Source organism: Acinetobacter sp. ANC_7654, assembly GCF_056779855.1.
In genome coordinates, this window is record NZ_JBWYIR010000004.1 from 210,949 (window position 1) to 226,221 (window position 15,273).

Sequence of the window (15,273 nt, forward strand, 5' to 3'; positions counted from 1 at the left end):
TTCAAGATGAGTAAAATTGCTGAGCCGATTCAAATTCGCAATACAACTTTCAAAAATCGCATTATTAAAGGCGCAATGAGTGAAGCTCTAGCGAATGCTGCTGGTGAACCAAATTATTTGCACACAGGCTTGTATGAGTCTTGGGCAAAAGGTGGTTTAGGGTGTTCAATCACAGGAAATGTGATGGTTGATCTGCGTGCGAAAAATGAGCCTGGTGTCGTTGTGGTCGAAAATGAGCGAGATTTACCTAAATTAAAGGCTTGGGCTGACCTAGGTAAACGTTATGGAATGGTACAGCTTGTTCAATTGTCTCATCCGGGCAGACAGTGTCCTAAAGGCTTAAATAAAGAGACTGTTGCACCATCTGCTGTGCCATTTAGTGCTATGTTGGCAACTACCTTTGCTACACCACGGGCTCTCGAGCATGAGGAAATCCTAGATCTAATCCAACGATTTGCAACCTCTGCGGCGATTTGCGAAAAAGCGGGCTTTGAAGGTGTTCAATTACACGGTGCTCATGGATATTTAATCAGTGAATTTCTATCGCCACTGACCAATAAACGTAATGATCAATGGGGTGGCAGCATCGAAAATCGTATGCGTTTTTTATTAGAAATTTATAAAGCTGTTCGAGCTGCAACATCTGATAATTTTATCGTTTCAGTGAAATTGAATTCCGCAGATTTTCAACGTGGTGGAATTACTGAAGAAGAAGTGATTCAAGTATTTAAAGCTATTGATGATGAAGGAATCGATTTAATTGAAATTTCAGGCGGTACGTATGAAGCGCCCGCAATGGCAGGTGCTAAAGCTGAACAGCGTAAAGCAAGTACCATTGCACGTGAGGCTTACTTTTTAGATTTCGCAGAGAAAATACGTCAAGAAGTAAAATGCAAACTGATGGTTACAGGTGGATTCAGAACCGTTAAAGGGATGAATGATGCTTTAGAAAGTGGTGCATGTGACTTTATTGGAATTGCACGCCCGCTCGCTGTAGAAACGGATTTAACTGATCGTTTGATTGCAGGACACGATGTTAGATATGCAGTAAAACCAATTAAAACAGGGATTCCATTTATTGATAAAATGGCAATTATGGAAATTATTTGGTATGCGGCACAATTCAAAGCGATTGGTGAGGGTAATCAACCTAATCCAAAACTTTCACCTTTAAAAGTTTTTCTGAATTATGCAAAAGGAAATGTGAAGGCTATCATTCAAGGTAAAGTTAATTCAAGAAAATCTGCATAGTGTGAATCTATATATATAAGGAGCCTTTATGGCTCCTTATTTTATGCGGCGAGTTAAAACTAAAGCGCAAGTGTTTGAAAAGGGAAAAGTAACTTAGAGACTTCTTGGGTTGCCCATAATCCGATCGCTCGTGGATGATAGTAAGGTGATAGATATGGAATTAACAATGCTAGTTTATCGTTTGTATCATCTAATGAATGACATTGATGTTTGATCTGTTCAAGTTCATGTTGATTATTGTATTTTGATAGCCAGTTTTGATCTCCTGTTACAGGCATTCTTTTTAAACGAACAGTTAATGATTCCCCTTGAATCCAGTCTTTGATCAGCATTTTCTCAGTTGCATTAAACACACCAAACATTTTGCCATCACTATCGTGAATAAGTTTCCAAAAACGACTTTCTTCGACAGGCCTGTTTTTAATAATCCATTGTTTATCAATTAAGATTTGAACAAATTCAGATATTAATTGAGGTTGAGCGAGCCACTCATTAATAGACTTGCCACTGAATTGACATTTTTGGTTATGGATATGTTGACCGACAACTGCTTTTCTTTGCAGAAGTTGATAAACGCTTTTAGTCAGATCAATTTCTTGGATGATATTTGTTGAGCTCAAGCCAAGATCATTCATTTGGAAACCCATTTTAACCAATTCAAGATATTTTGATTTATCTTGAGCTTGATGATAATGATCAATAAATGCCTGTATTGATTTTTCAGCATGTCCATTGTGTGCATTATCAATTGTAATATGAACATTAAAATAATGAGGATCAATTCCAAGTTCTGCTAACTCATAATTGGTGATTAACAGGTGTAGTGGTAATTGTTCATAACCCAAGTTAAATCCAATTACTATTGGAAATAAATCATGTGGTATATATGCGAGAGCAAGTTGAACAGCGGCTTGTTCAAAATAAATATCATCTAAATAATTAATGTACGGTTCAAGCTCGAAATGTCGCAGTAAGCTTTGATACATGCAAACATGATTTGCTTTAGCATCTCCCAAGCCAAGTTCCTCTAAGTAGATATAGCTTAGATCTTTGCTTTCAAACAGAGAGGGGTGCGTAAGAGATGAATATAGCCAGGAGCCATCTACATATTTAACTGGAGCAACTTTATATAAAAATTCTAAAGCATGAGAGATGGTTGGAAAGTAGTCACGCCCAAGGCCTGATTTTCGTTGATCTAGATAACTTTGAAATTTAGAACAAGTTTGATCATGTTCGTGTTGTATATGTTGCCTAACTTGGTCTACCTGATCAATCCACGATAAATGAGTCGTATTGAGTTGATCGAATAGTGAAAGAACATAGGTTTCAGCATATTCTGTTTTACATTCACGATTCACTTTAGGGTCTAAAAAAAACTCAACCCAGTCTTTATTTGTTTTAGGACTAATTGTATTTAATTGTGATGGGGATGCTAGGGGATTAAGTACGGTGTTGTCCAACATCATCTTCTCCAAGCGTTATTAAGGGTTTAAACCACCATAACCTGCAAAGATGATAATGTTGTTTATTTTGTGTTCGATTTTTAGGGTGACTAAGTTATAAAAAAAAGCCCAAGTCTTAAATGCTTGGGCTTTTTTATGAGATGTATCATCTCGAATATGGCGTCCCTACGGGGATTCGAACCCCGGTTACCGCCGTGAAAGGGCGATGTCCTAGGCCTCTAGACGATAGGGACAGTGCAGAAATATATTTTAAACCATGTTATTTCAATTGAAATTAATGGCGTCCCTACGGGGATTCGAACCCCGGTTACCGCCGTGAAAGGGCGATGTCCTAGGCCTCTAGACGATAGGGACTTAATAAAATCTACTTCTGAAAATTGGCGTCCCTACGGGGATTCGAACCCCGGTTACCGCCGTGAAAGGGCGATGTCCTAGGCCTCTAGACGATAGGGACGTTTCAGAGGTGGGCGTATAATAGGGTGAAAATAGGGGGGTGTCAAACGCATTTCAGCAAAAAAATTAAAAAAATGGTGTGTTCGTATGAAAATAAAACAATATTGAATTTAAAGGCTAAATTTAGATCAAATCTCCAAGAAATATTAGAAAAGCATTGGGAAAATAGGAACTGTCTAAGCAAAAAAATAGCGACCGAAGTCGCTATTTCAAAATCAAGATTTATCGTGATAAAACAGGTAATAACTGGCATAGCATACAGCAATGAACGCTAAACACCCGAAAAAGCTAATACGCATACTTGGATCAAATACCATACTTAAGCATGTGATAAAACAGAACACAAAACCTAAGATTGGGACAATTGGAAATAATGGAGCAGCAAAGCCCAGCTCTTCTTTTTTGCGCCCTTGCTTATACCAATCGCGTCTGAAATTAAATTGGCTTAAACAAATACTCATCCACACAACGACCATTGTGAAAGCAGCAATACCTAATAAATTGGTAAAAATAGTCTCAGGTGCGAATTGTTCTGACAATAAGCCTGGTAACCCACCGATCATTGTCACGATCACTGCAACATAAGGGATACCACGTGCATTCACTCTAGAAAATACTACAGGGAGCTGCTTTTTGTAAGATAAAGACCACATCATGCGTGACGCAGCAAACAAACCAGAGTTAGCAGCTGATAATAAAGCGGTAATAATTACAAAACGGATGATATCTTCTGCATAGGGAATACCAATATGCTGGAAAACAGTCACAAATGGAGAGCTACTCACACCTTCAGCAGCTAAGCCAGCTTCTTGATGTGGAAGAAGTGACGTTACTACAATGATTGTACCTACGAAGAAAATCAACAGACGAAAAATCGCTGTATTAATCGCTTTAGGAACATTTTTAGCTGGGTCTTTAGTTTCACCAGCAGCAACCCCAATTAATTCTGTTCCAGAGAATGCGAAGTTTACGATAAGCATCGTAGCAAAAATTGGGAATAGACCTTCAGGGAACCAACCTTGAGCCGTTAAATTGCTAAATAAAGGCGCCGTTTCGTAACCTTGATAGCCAATTACGCCAAAAATTGCGAGTAGGCCTAAGAGAATAAATGCAACAACAGTAATAACTTTAACTAATGCCAGCCAAAATTCAGATTCTGCGAACCATTTTGTGGAAATCATATTTAAAACAAATACGAATACACCAAAGACTATAGTCCACATCCACATGGAACTATCTGGGAACCATTCCTGCATGAGGAGGGCGGCGGCTGTAAACTCAGTTCCTAAAGTAACCGACCAAGTTAACCAATATAACCAAGTGATGGTATAGCCTGTTCCTGGTCCAATATATCTTTTGGCATAAGCACCAAACGAACCAGACTCAGGCATATGAACGGCAAGCTCACCTAAACACAGCATAACCATGTAGGCGATAATCCCGCCAAGGATATAAGAAATAATGGCACCTACAGGCCCCGTTTGTGCAATGACTTCACCCGAACCTAAGAAAAGTCCAGTACCGATTGCGCCGCCAAGCGAAATCATAACCAGATGTCGAGTACTCATAGCGCGTTGTAAAGGCGCAGAATTGCCCTGATGCGAAGCATCATTCGGAGATGAGTGCATAGGATTGAAAATTCGAAACAAATGAAGCGAGTTATTGTAGTGAAAAACTACAATTCTTCAATGAAATAATAGTAATTTTGAATATTGAGTGATCGTATGAAACGATAATGGCGTCCCTACGGGGATTCGAACCCCGGTTACCGCCGTGAAAGGGCGATGTCCTAGGCCTCTAGACGATAGGGACGTTGCGAGGTGCTTGTATATTAAGGATAGACATTTCAATTGTCAAAAGCTTCGTATCAAAAAAAGTTTTAATCGTTCATACATTAAGCAAAAACAATCAATTAGTTTTAATTTTGATTAAACTGACAACAATAAGATTTTTCATGTATTTAAATAACATGGAGAGAAGGTCCTCACTATAAAAAACGATCCGCTTTATATTCATCATATCAAACCAGCCATCTGTAAAATTTGATAAGATGACGTGGTAAGACAACGAAGGAAAGAGGCGTGTTGCCATTTAAACTCTGGGTCGATGCTGATGCATTACCTAAAATTTTGCGTGAAGTCATTTTAAGAGCTTCTGATCGTTATCAACTTGAAGTAACTTTTGTCGCCAATCAAAATGTAGGAATAACTCCTTCTGTTCGTATTAATTCAATACAGGTGATGAGTGGAGCAGATCAAGCTGATAAAGAAATTATCGAACGTATGAAAGAACATGATATTGTCATGACGCAGGATATTCCTCTAGCAGCTCAAGTCATCGAAAAGGGTGGCGTTGCAATTCATCCACGTGGTGAAATTTGGACAGAAGCTAATATTAAGGCACGATTACATTTGCGTGATTTTATGGAAACTTTGAGAGGGGCTGGAGTTCAAACCGGTGGACCACCGCCAATTTCAGAAAGAGATAAGCGTGAATTTTCAAGTGCTTTGGATCAAACGATTCAAAAACAAAAAAGAAAAACTGCCTGATTTATCTTATCAATCGAGTTCACATGCCAGAAAAATCTAAACTTATGCTCATTTATGCCTTATTGGTCATCATCTGGGCAACAACTCCACTTGCGATTGTGTGGAGTGTAGAAGATATTTATTTAATGTGGGCATTGGTGATTCGATTAGGCTTGGCACTGCCTATCGCGGCATTGCTTCTCATTGTTTTAAAGGTAAAATTTCCTTTAAATTCAATTGCATTGCATAGTTATTTTGCTGGTTCATTTAGCTTGATTGGTTCACAATTTTTTACTTATGTAGCTACTGATTATCTAAGTTCTGGCATGATTGCACTGATGTTTGGATTAGCACCAATTATGGCAGGGCTTATTGGAAAATTTATCTTTCAACAAGATTTGCATAAGCTGCAATGGTTAGGAATGATCGTCGCGATTACTGGGCTTGTAGTGATCAGTTTTACTGGATCATCACAACATATCCATCCCATTGGAATTGGTTTAATGTTGCTCAGCGTTTTTTCATACGCAATGTCAATTTTTTGGGTAAAAAAAATAAATGCTGATGTAGCACCGATGGCACAGGCGACAGGTTCAATACTGGTTTCTACCATCGTTGCATGTCTAATTGTGCCATTTATATGGAAATATTTACCTACTGAATTACCTTCAATGAAGTCATTACTTGCGATCATATATTCTGTTGTTATGGCTTCATTAGTTGCTATGTTTTGTTATTTCTATTTGGTCAAAAAAATCCAACCCACCACATTGTCCCTTACAAATGTAATGACTCCAGTTTTAGCGCTTGGTATAGGTGCCGCGTTTAATCATGAGAAGTTAACGCTAGGTATGATACTGGGAGCAATGATCCTACTTCTGGGATTGTTTATGTATTTTTATCGGGATATAGAAGCGAATCAGAAATTTAAACAAAAAGTATTAAAGCCTTAAGTTGGATGCTCAGCGATTCTGTGAGTTTTTTAAATGCTTCAAGGCTTCTGTCAACTTTACTTTGTCTTGGGGATGTAACGTTAGAAAATATGCACCGGTTCTAAACAGCCCATTTTCTTCTTGATTGCTGTAGACAACTTGTGCAGTTGCAGCGATATGAAAATCATTTTCAGGGTGACTCAATGTGATGTGTATATAGGTTTGTTCAGGGATATGTTGCTCAGCATAAAAACTAAAACCTGTTTCAGACAAATTGACTTGAGTAGGTACTGGTAACATGGTTTGTACAATAGAGTCGTAAAGTGAGCCCGTAATCAGGTTTAATTTTTGATTAAATAAGGATAATATCCGAGCAATTTGTTGATCTTTTTGATTTAATTGTTCTAATTCGTACATAAGCGCATGATCAAATTGATCTAATTCTGCAAGTAAGAGAAAATAGCGCGGTAGTACAAAATTTGAATCATAGGGATCATTCAAAGCGACATCTTTAGTGATGATCTGATAATTTATTCTTAAGGCAGCATCAATACGTGACATGACGCGTCTTTCAATATTGCCACTTTGATGCTGAAGATTTTCCATTAAAACACCTCGGACTAGATGGTATGTTTAAACCGATCTCGCTGTATATAGGGTTGAGATACACTCGCGCACGGCGAAGTAATCACTTTATTTCTTTTATTGCTTTAGTTTCCATGATCGGTCTGACTTTGGGCGTCGCTGTTCTCATTACTGTGTTATCTGTAATGAACGGTTTCGATCGTGAATTAAAAAACCGTGTCTTGGGAATGGTACCTCAAGCGACTGTTTCCTCTACACAAATTCTAACAGACTGGCCTGAGCTTGCAAAGAAAATAGACCAACATGAACATGTGACGGGTGTTGCACCTTTTACACAGTTGCAGGGGATGTTAACAGCCCAAGGACAGGTTGCAGGGATAATGGTCACGGGTATTGAGCCTGACTATGAAAAAAATGTATCTATTATTCAAAATCATATGGTTCAAGGCGACATCAACTCATTAAAGAAAGGTGAGTTCGGGATTGTTTTGGGCAAGCAGATGACGGATGCTTTAGGTTTAAGTCTCAATGACAATGTAACATTGGTATTACCTGAAGCGACACCATCACCCGCTGGCGTTGTTCCACGATTTAAACGTTTTAAAATTGTCGGTATTTTTAGTATTGGTGCGGAAGTGGACTCGATGATGGGTTACATCGCGCTAAATGATGCTTCGACACTGTTGAGACTGCCGGATGGTGCACAAGGTATCCGTATGAAGCTAGATGATATCTTCAAAGCACCACAAGTCGCTGAAGAAGTTGTTATGGATTTACCAGGCAATTTCTATCCATCAAATTGGACTTATACGCACGGCAATCTCTTTAGTGCCATTCAGATGGAAAAAGCAATGGTCAGCCTTTTACTTTTCCTGATTGTCTTGGTTGCAGCATTTAATATTGTATCTTCATTGGTGATGGTGGTTACTGATAAAAAATCCGACATTGCTATTTTAAGAACCTTAGGTGCTTCACCAGCAACGATCACTAAGATTTTTATGGTACAGGGTACGGTGATTGGTGTTGTAGGAACACTGGCAGGAGCAGCACTAGGTATCATCTTTGCAACGAGCATCAGTGGATTTATTGGCTGGTTGAACACTGCTTTTGGACTAAATTTGTTCGATGCATATTTCATTAACTATTTACCATCGTATCTACGTTGGCAAGATGTGGTGGTGATTGTTAGCTTATCACTAGCGCTAAGTTTCCTTGCAACAATTTATCCAGCGCTGCGTGCTGCCAAAGTTCAACCAGCAGAGGCTTTACGCTATGAGTAATATTGTCTTAGAAGCCAAAAATATTCATAAACATTTTACAGATGGTAAATCAACTGTTGAAGTGATTAAGGGATTGGATTTAGTTGTTGAGCAAGGACAATTTGTTTCAATTGTTGGATCAAGTGGTTCGGGTAAGAGTACGCTGTTACATGTATTAGGGGGGCTTGATCGTCCGTCCGAAGGTGTAGTGATGCTTAATGGTCAGCGTTTTGACACTTTAGGCGAAGCTGAACGCGGTTTCCTACGTAATGAACACCTCGGATTTGTGTATCAATTTCACCATTTACTTCCTGAGTTTACGGCTTTAGAAAATGTATCAATGCCGCTGATGTTACGTAAAGATGCAAATTTTAAAGAAGTAAAAGAACGTGCAGAATATTTGTTGAATAAAGTGGGTTTATCACATCGTTTAACGCATAAACCAGGTGAGTTATCTGGCGGTGAGCGACAACGCGTTGCGCTTGCACGGGCTTTAGTGGCTCAACCTAAATTGATGATGGCAGATGAGCCTACTGGAAATTTAGATCGTAAGACTGCCGTCACAATTTTTGAATTGCTTTCCGATCTGCGTAAAGAATTTAATATGGCAATGCTCATCGTGACCCATGATGAGCAGCTCGCACAAACTGCTGATAAGATTTTGCATATGCAAGATGGATTGTGGGTATAGCCTAAAAATCCGATTAACAGTCTTGTTAAAGCCCACTTAGGTGGGCTTTAATCTATTTAAGAAAAATAAACATAAAAGTTAGATGTTTTTAATATTTATTCTCATCTTTTGGATCATTGGTGTTGCTACGATCAGCTTTCAGGGTGAAGTTGAATATTCAACTCTCTTGCTGGGTATGGCAAGTATCATTTTGATCATGGGTTACTTTGTACAATTAATGAGGCAACCTGATCGATTCATTTATCCTCACACCTCAAGTATTGTCCAGTCATCATCAAGAATGCTTGTGCTAACGGGAATTTGTCTGATCACATTTGTTTTGGGGCATCAACATGCAAAAACAGCCTTACACGATCGTTTAGAGAAACGTGTTCAATATATTGAAGAAAAAGAAATAGTTGTCTATATCAATAAAATTAATCAGCTGAAAATGGATCAGGAAGGTCGATCAATACAGCAGCGTGCGCAAGTGATCGACAAGAAGCAAGGACAATCTCAAACGCTATTATTATATTTGCGAGAGTCAAAACTTGATACGACATTAGAACTAGGGCGCTATTATAAAGTTACGGGAAAATTAAGACCCGCACATAGTTATGCAGTAGATGGGGTATTTGATCATGAGAAATGGTTGTTGCAGCAAAATATAGCTGGAACAATGCGTGTAGATTGGATCGTACCTGTAAGTGAAGCGGTGTTATATTCTGAAGGTTATTTATCTTCAACCGATGTGCATCGGAGCCTTATCGCACGATTGAGCCTGAGCATTGAAAAAGCACGTTTAGCTTTTAGGGATGATATCGAACAGGGAGTATTCAGGAATAAGGGTTTGCTAGTCGCGTTACTCACAGGTGATAAGAGTCTACTGACGGAGCAACAAGAAGAATTATTTAAAAAACTAGGCATTACGCATTTATTGGCTATTTCAGGTCCACATGTTCTAATTTTTGCTGGTTTATTATCGTGGTTCATGGGGCATCTTGTATCAATTTTTCGTCCTCATATTTTTCTAAAAGTTCCCAAAACATATTTACTTTTAATCCCTTTCGTATGTGGGGTAATTATTTATAGTTTTTTTTCAGGGCTCGAAATTCCTGCACTAAGAACTACATTGTCAGTTTGTCTAATTAGTATCGCTATTTTATTTAAATTTAAGATTAAGCCTTTTGTGCTATTACTTATCAGTGCGAGCTTAATGCTCTATTTAGACCCTTTTAGTATTTTATCTGCTGCATTTTGGCTTTCGTACGGCGCATGTTTGATTTTGATTCGTGTATACCAAACGATCGTTCATGAACAGCAAAACACTGCTTTAATCAACAAATATCATTTTCTAGATAAAGCAAAAATGTATCTTAAAATACTTTTGCAATCCCAATGGAAAATATTTATTGCACTGTTACCATTCACTTTACTGATATTTCAACAGATTTCTTTACTTGCACCATTTGCTAATTTAGTTGCTGTTCCAATGATTGGGACCTTGATCGTGCCATTAGAAGTACTGGGCTATTGTCTCAGCTTTATTCCTTTTGTTGGTCTATTTTTATTTCATCTGGCTGATATGTTGATATCGGTGCTTTTGGTGCTGCTGACTAAGTTGGGATTAATATTAGACAATCCATTGAAATGGGTGGCGCTAACGAAAGCACAAATGTTTTTGCTCGCTTTAGCAGTATTGATATTCTTTATGCCAAAGAATGTAATCCCTCGATTATGGATACCCGTATTAGGTGTGGCATTGCTGATGCCTAAACGTGATGATGGATACGATATCATTGAAATTTTAGACATAGGGCAGGGGCAATCCATACTCTTACAGTCATCAGGGAAAAATGCTTTAGTTGATACAGGCGGGAGCTTTGATGAGAATACATTTAGTATTGGAGAAAGTGTAGTTGTCCCTTTCTTAATTCAACGTGGCATATCAAAATTAGATCAAATTTTTATGAGTCATCTTGATCAAGATCATGCTGGTGCATACCGCGCTATCGAAAAACATATACAAATTGATCAAGTTATCTCAAATGAAAAAGATGATAGGTTTCAGCAAGTGAAATTTGATTATTGTCGACAGCATCAACAGGTGCAATTGGGTAAGATAAATATACAATTTCTCTCACCAGCTGAATCACAATTAAATTTTGTCAGTCAAAATCGTAATGAGCTCTCTTGCGTAATATATCTGACATTACCCTATGCTAACGATTTTAAGCATATTCTGATTATGGGAGATGCAGGATGGGAGACAGAGTATAGTATTTTAAAGCAGTATCCTGAACTTAAAGTAGATATTTTAATCTTAGGACACCATGGCAGTCGACATAGTTCATCTTACGACTTTTTAAAAAATACCAAACCTAAAATTGCCATTGCATCGGCTGGTTTTGATAACCGCTATAATCATCCACATCCTGTTGTCAAAGAGCGTTTAAAAGCGCTTAATATTCCGCTACTCGATACCCAATCGAAGGGCAGCATTCGAATGACCTTCGATAAAAACGGAGATGTACAATTTCGATATCATCGAGATCAAAAAGCGTGGTTAACTCGGAATATCCCCATAGATTAACTTGCTTTTCTGACTTGTTCTATTTTTGCTCTGGCTTGTTCTGCAGGGATACGATAAATGTTATGTAGATCAGGATTTGCACGGAAACGTTTGTAGCTCCAATGAGCATGTTCAGGATAACGATGAATCAGGCTTTCTATTGCACGGTGAATTACTAACGTTCCATCAGCGGGAGTGCCTTCATAAATCGAAGCATCCATTGGTTCAATAAATACATCAAAATCTTCAGTTTCATTGCGAATTGCATAGACCAAAAGGCCTTTGGCTTTAGTTTTTTGGATGAGTTTGGCACTTAAATTACTGGACTCGAGTGGTATGCCGAAATAATCGATCATTTCACCACCGTGTTTAGGATTGTGATCTGGAAGAATCACAGTTGTCCCCCCTAATTTAAGGGCTTTAAAAATTTGTCTTATACCACTCTCATCTGTAGGGACTAAAGTTGCTTGTTCTCGACTACGAGCCTGGCGCACAAATTGATCTGCTTCTTCATTCTTGATGGGTTTATACATGATGGTCATCTTAGTATATTGTGCGAACCACGCATTCATGACTTCCCATGTACCAAAATGTGGTGCGAGTAAAATAATACCTTTCTTTTCAGCCATTGCTTCATGAAAATATTCAGCACCAGTGACATTGCGTATTCGTGAAATATTGGTTTCGTTTGAGCTTCCCCAAATACTAAAAAATTCCATATAAGATTGAAGTTCGTTTCTTACCGCTGCACGAGTCACTAAATGTTTTTCTTCATCAGAAAGATGCGGTAAGCAAATGTCGATATTGAGGCGGATGGTATTCGTAGTTTTTGTAATTTTTAGCGTATTAATCAGCCCTGCAAGCATTTTTGCAAAAAAACGAGAAAAACGAATCGGACGGCGACTGAAGAAATTTAACAGGCGGGTTGTGGTCGATGTTTTGGTTTCAGGCATTAGATTCAAAATTTGGTAAGTTCATAGAATATTGTGATTTGGGTTTATTATATGTTAAATCTTGACTTATAAATAGTTTGACCTCATTCCTTGTATATAATGTCAGCTTAAATTTAATTTGGATGGTATGTATGTCCGCTTGGCCGCCTGAACCACAAAATGAAAATCAAAAACCAAATAACCAACCGAACGGAAAAGAATGGCAAATTTTAGAAAAAGCTGTTCTCGCATCTGTAGAAGAACAGAGACGTGCAAGACGTTGGGGAATCTTTTTTAAATTTCTTACTTTCGCATATCTGTTGTTTATAGTTTTGGTCATGGGGAAAAGTTGTTCAACGACTTCCACTGATAGTGCGGTGTCATCACAGCATATTGCTACAGTCGATATTGTAGGAACGATTGCTGCAGACCAGCAAAGTGTGAATAGTGCAGATACGATCAAAGGTTTGAAAAAAGCATTTGAAAGCAAGCAATCGCAAGCTGTTGTTTTAAATATTAACTCTCCGGGTGGATCTCCAGTTCAGTCTGATGAAATTTGGCAAGAGATCCAATATTTAAAGTCGGTTTATAAAGATAAAAAACTTTATGCATTAATTGGTGACACAGGTGCTTCAGGTGCATATTACATTGCGTCTGCAGCGGATGAAATTATTGTTAATCCATCAAGTTTAGTCGGCTCAATTGGCGTCATTATGCCAAACTATGGAGTGAGTGGTTTGATGCAAAAACTTGGCGTTGAAGATCGCACCATGACTTCAGGTGAGAACAAAGCATTATTGTCGATGACACAACCAGTTGATCCTGCACAACGTGCACACGTACAAGGTGTATTGGATAATGTTCATCAACATTTTATTGATGCAGTCAAAAAAGGTCGTGGCAATAAATTGAAATCGCAAGACCCTGCTATATTTTCAGGTTTGTTTTGGACTGGTGAGCAGGCTGTGAAGCTCGGTATCGCAGATCGGATTGGCAGTATTCACACACTGAAACGTGAATTAAAAGTCGAAAAAACGGTAGATTATACTATTCAACGCAGCCCCTTTGATTCTGTGCTTGGACGACTTGGAAGTGAAATTGGTCAAGGTTTTGCTTCTTCAATTTCCAAGCAGATTCAATCTGAGCAGGTGAATCGAATCCAATGAAACCATTGATCCATTTTGCTCATGCCAACGGGGTTCCATCGAAAGTTTATCAAAAATTTTTTGATGCTTTGTCTGATCAATTCGATGTGATTTATACGACCAATCTTGGTGTTGATCAACGTTATCCTGTAGATCAACACTGGGAAAGTATGACACAGCAAGTGATTGATAATATTGTTCAGAAATCCCATGGTCGTAAAGTGATTGGTATCGGGCACTCCTTAGGAGGAGTTTTGACGTTCAAAGCTGCGTTGAAATGCCCAGAACTTTTTAGTCAAACTATTCTTCTCGATCCACCTCTTATTATGGGGCTAGAATCATTTGCTATGCATATTGCAAAGTCTTTAAAGTTAAAAGTAGTGGATCAAATGTCGCCAGCGGCATTGTCTAAACGTCGACGTGATCACTGGGATAGTCGTGAGCAGGCTGCAACATTACTTCGACCCAAAGCATTATATGCAGCATTTGATGAGCAATGTTTTAATAACTATATTCAATTTGCATTAGTTGAAGATCCAACGCGTGGCGGCGTTGAATTGGCGATTCCAAAATCTATTGAAGTGGATATTTTTAGAACCAATCCTTCATTATGGTGGCTGCCTCAACCTAAGCTCAAAGTTCCAACTCAATTAATTGTTGCTTCTGAAGGTCCATTCTTAGCACGTAAATTCCCTCATAAAGTGAGGAAAAAGTTTGGTGTGCCTTTTAGTATTTTTGAAGGTGGGCACATGTTCCCACTTGAACATCCTGAGCAATTAGCTGCGCATTTAAAAACTATTTTGACGCCACTAAAAAACGCAGCCTAAGCTGCGTTTTTTAAATCAAATATGACAGAACTGTATTGGATCTTTCAAAATTTGATTTTTATAGTGCACGCCTTCGGATGTGACTTGAATGGTTTGATTACAAATCCATTCTACAACTTGAGGATAAATTAAATGTTCAAGTTGATGTACACGATCTGCTAAAGATGCAACATTATCATGGTGAGAAACTTTGAGTACGCCTTGAGCAAGTGCTTGACCTGCATCTAGTTCTGCAGTGACATAATGTACTGTGCAACCATGCCATAGATCACCAGTATTCAATACACGTTGATGTGTATGCATTCCTTTGTAATTTGGCAGCAGAGAGGGGTGGATATTGATCATTTTACCCTCCCATGCTTTAACGAACTTAGCACTTAAAATGCGCATAAACCCCGCTAAAACCACAAGATCAGCTTCCCAGTCGAGCAGTTGCTGGTGCATAACATCATCAAATGCTTCACGATCTGGGAAGTTTTTATGTTCAATCACTGCAGTTGCAATGTTGGCATGAGCAGCACGCTCAAGTGCGTAAGCAGCAGGTTTATTCGAGATCACACCGACGATTTGACCTGAAAGGTTTGCATCGATTAATGCTTGTAGGTTTGATCCGTTACCTGATACTAAAACAGCAATTTTAATCATGTTTTAACAAT

At 38.5% G+C, this 15,273-nt stretch carries 13 protein-coding genes and 4 tRNA genes; 8 read left to right on the forward strand and 9 right to left on the reverse strand.

All coding sequences use genetic code 11. The annotated features are described in order from the left end of the window. Positions 1 to 6: 6 nt before the first annotated feature. Positions 7 to 1,251 carry an NADH:flavin oxidoreductase/NADH oxidase family protein gene (locus AC1M86_RS06885; RefSeq protein ID WP_481607603.1) on the forward strand — a complete coding sequence of 415 codons (1,245 nt, stop codon included), beginning with the start codon at positions 7 to 9 and terminating at the stop codon, positions 1,249 to 1,251. A 59-nt stretch (positions 1,252 to 1,310) separates the two neighbouring features. Here the strand turns inward: AC1M86_RS06885 and AC1M86_RS06890 are convergent, their stop codons facing one another. From AC1M86_RS06890 to AC1M86_RS06915, 6 genes are all read right to left on the reverse strand, one after another. Further along, positions 1,311 to 2,714: an iron-containing redox enzyme family protein gene (locus tag AC1M86_RS06890; RefSeq protein WP_481607604.1), complete on the reverse strand. Its 1,404-nt coding sequence runs from the start codon at positions 2,712 to 2,714 to the stop codon at positions 1,311 to 1,313. A gap of 157 nt (positions 2,715 to 2,871) precedes the next feature. Then, positions 2,872 to 2,947, reverse strand: a tRNA-Glu gene (locus AC1M86_RS06895). 45 nt (positions 2,948 to 2,992) lie between these two features. Next, positions 2,993 to 3,068 (reverse strand) — tRNA-Glu (locus AC1M86_RS06900). Positions 3,069 to 3,092: 24 nt separating this feature from the next. Continuing rightward, positions 3,093 to 3,168, reverse strand: a tRNA-Glu gene (locus AC1M86_RS06905). A 214-nt stretch (positions 3,169 to 3,382) separates the two neighbouring features. After that, positions 3,383 to 4,795: an amino acid permease gene (locus tag AC1M86_RS06910; RefSeq protein WP_481607605.1), complete on the reverse strand. Its 1,413-nt coding sequence runs from the start codon at positions 4,793 to 4,795 to the stop codon at positions 3,383 to 3,385. Positions 4,796 to 4,903: 108 nt separating this feature from the next. Next, positions 4,904 to 4,979: transfer RNA gene (locus AC1M86_RS06915), tRNA-Glu, on the reverse strand. 269 nt (positions 4,980 to 5,248) lie between these two features. Between AC1M86_RS06915 and AC1M86_RS06920 the strand changes: the two genes are divergently transcribed. Both AC1M86_RS06920 and AC1M86_RS06925 read left to right on the forward strand, forming a co-directional pair. Continuing rightward, positions 5,249 to 5,716 (forward strand): YaiI/YqxD family protein, encoded by a 468-nt coding sequence (locus AC1M86_RS06920; protein WP_035266848.1) that lies wholly within the window; start codon positions 5,249 to 5,251, stop codon positions 5,714 to 5,716. Between the two features lie 23 nt (positions 5,717 to 5,739). After that, the gene (locus AC1M86_RS06925; RefSeq protein WP_481607606.1) at positions 5,740 to 6,648 is read left to right on the forward strand and encodes a DMT family transporter; all 909 of its coding nucleotides are present in this window, start codon (positions 5,740 to 5,742) and stop codon (positions 6,646 to 6,648) included. Between the two features lie 9 nt (positions 6,649 to 6,657). Here the strand turns inward: AC1M86_RS06925 and AC1M86_RS06930 are convergent, their stop codons facing one another. Further along, positions 6,658 to 7,233 carry a PilZ domain-containing protein gene (locus tag AC1M86_RS06930; protein WP_035266851.1) on the reverse strand — a complete coding sequence of 192 codons (576 nt, stop codon included), beginning with the start codon at positions 7,231 to 7,233 and terminating at the stop codon, positions 6,658 to 6,660. 23 nt (positions 7,234 to 7,256) lie between these two features. Here AC1M86_RS06930 and AC1M86_RS06935 point away from each other — a divergent pair, with 23 nt between their 5' ends. The 3 genes from AC1M86_RS06935 to AC1M86_RS06945 all read left to right on the forward strand — a co-directional run bounded on the left by AC1M86_RS06935 (position 7,257) and on the right by AC1M86_RS06945 (position 11,734). Continuing rightward, positions 7,257 to 8,492, forward strand: coding sequence for a lipoprotein-releasing ABC transporter permease subunit (locus tag AC1M86_RS06935; protein ID WP_035266853.1), 1,236 nt, complete (start codon positions 7,257 to 7,259; stop codon positions 8,490 to 8,492). Further along, a complete protein-coding gene (lolD, locus tag AC1M86_RS06940; protein ID WP_035266856.1) occupies positions 8,485 to 9,162 on the forward strand; it encodes a lipoprotein-releasing ABC transporter ATP-binding protein LolD in 678 nt (225 codons plus the stop codon). The genes AC1M86_RS06935 and lolD overlap by 8 nt, the downstream gene beginning before the upstream one ends. An 82-nt stretch (positions 9,163 to 9,244) precedes the next feature. Then, positions 9,245 to 11,734, forward strand: coding sequence for a DNA internalization-related competence protein ComEC/Rec2 (locus AC1M86_RS06945; protein WP_481607607.1), 2,490 nt, complete (start codon positions 9,245 to 9,247; stop codon positions 11,732 to 11,734). On the opposite strand, the gene AC1M86_RS06950 is transcribed toward AC1M86_RS06945, so the two are convergent. After that, entirely contained in the window at positions 11,731 to 12,666 is a 936-nt protein-coding gene (locus tag AC1M86_RS06950; RefSeq protein ID WP_035266859.1) for a lysophospholipid acyltransferase family protein, read from the reverse strand. The two genes, AC1M86_RS06945 and AC1M86_RS06950, sit on opposite strands and share 4 nt — an antisense overlap. A gap of 131 nt (positions 12,667 to 12,797) precedes the next feature. Here AC1M86_RS06950 and sppA point away from each other — a divergent pair, with 131 nt between their 5' ends. Both sppA and AC1M86_RS06960 read left to right on the forward strand, forming a co-directional pair. After that, positions 12,798 to 13,811, forward strand: a complete 1,014-nt coding sequence (sppA, locus tag AC1M86_RS06955) for a signal peptide peptidase SppA (RefSeq protein WP_035266860.1) — start codon at positions 12,798 to 12,800, stop codon at positions 13,809 to 13,811. Beyond that, the gene (locus tag AC1M86_RS06960) at positions 13,808 to 14,617 is read left to right on the forward strand and encodes an alpha/beta fold hydrolase (protein WP_481607608.1); all 810 of its coding nucleotides are present in this window, start codon (positions 13,808 to 13,810) and stop codon (positions 14,615 to 14,617) included. Before sppA ends, AC1M86_RS06960 begins: the two co-directional genes overlap by 4 nt. Positions 14,618 to 14,632: 15 nt before the next feature. Here the strand turns inward: AC1M86_RS06960 and purN are convergent, their stop codons facing one another. Further along, positions 14,633 to 15,262 (reverse strand): phosphoribosylglycinamide formyltransferase, encoded by a 630-nt coding sequence (gene purN, locus AC1M86_RS06965; protein WP_481595881.1) that lies wholly within the window; start codon positions 15,260 to 15,262, stop codon positions 14,633 to 14,635. Positions 15,263 to 15,273: the final 11 nt, after the last annotated feature.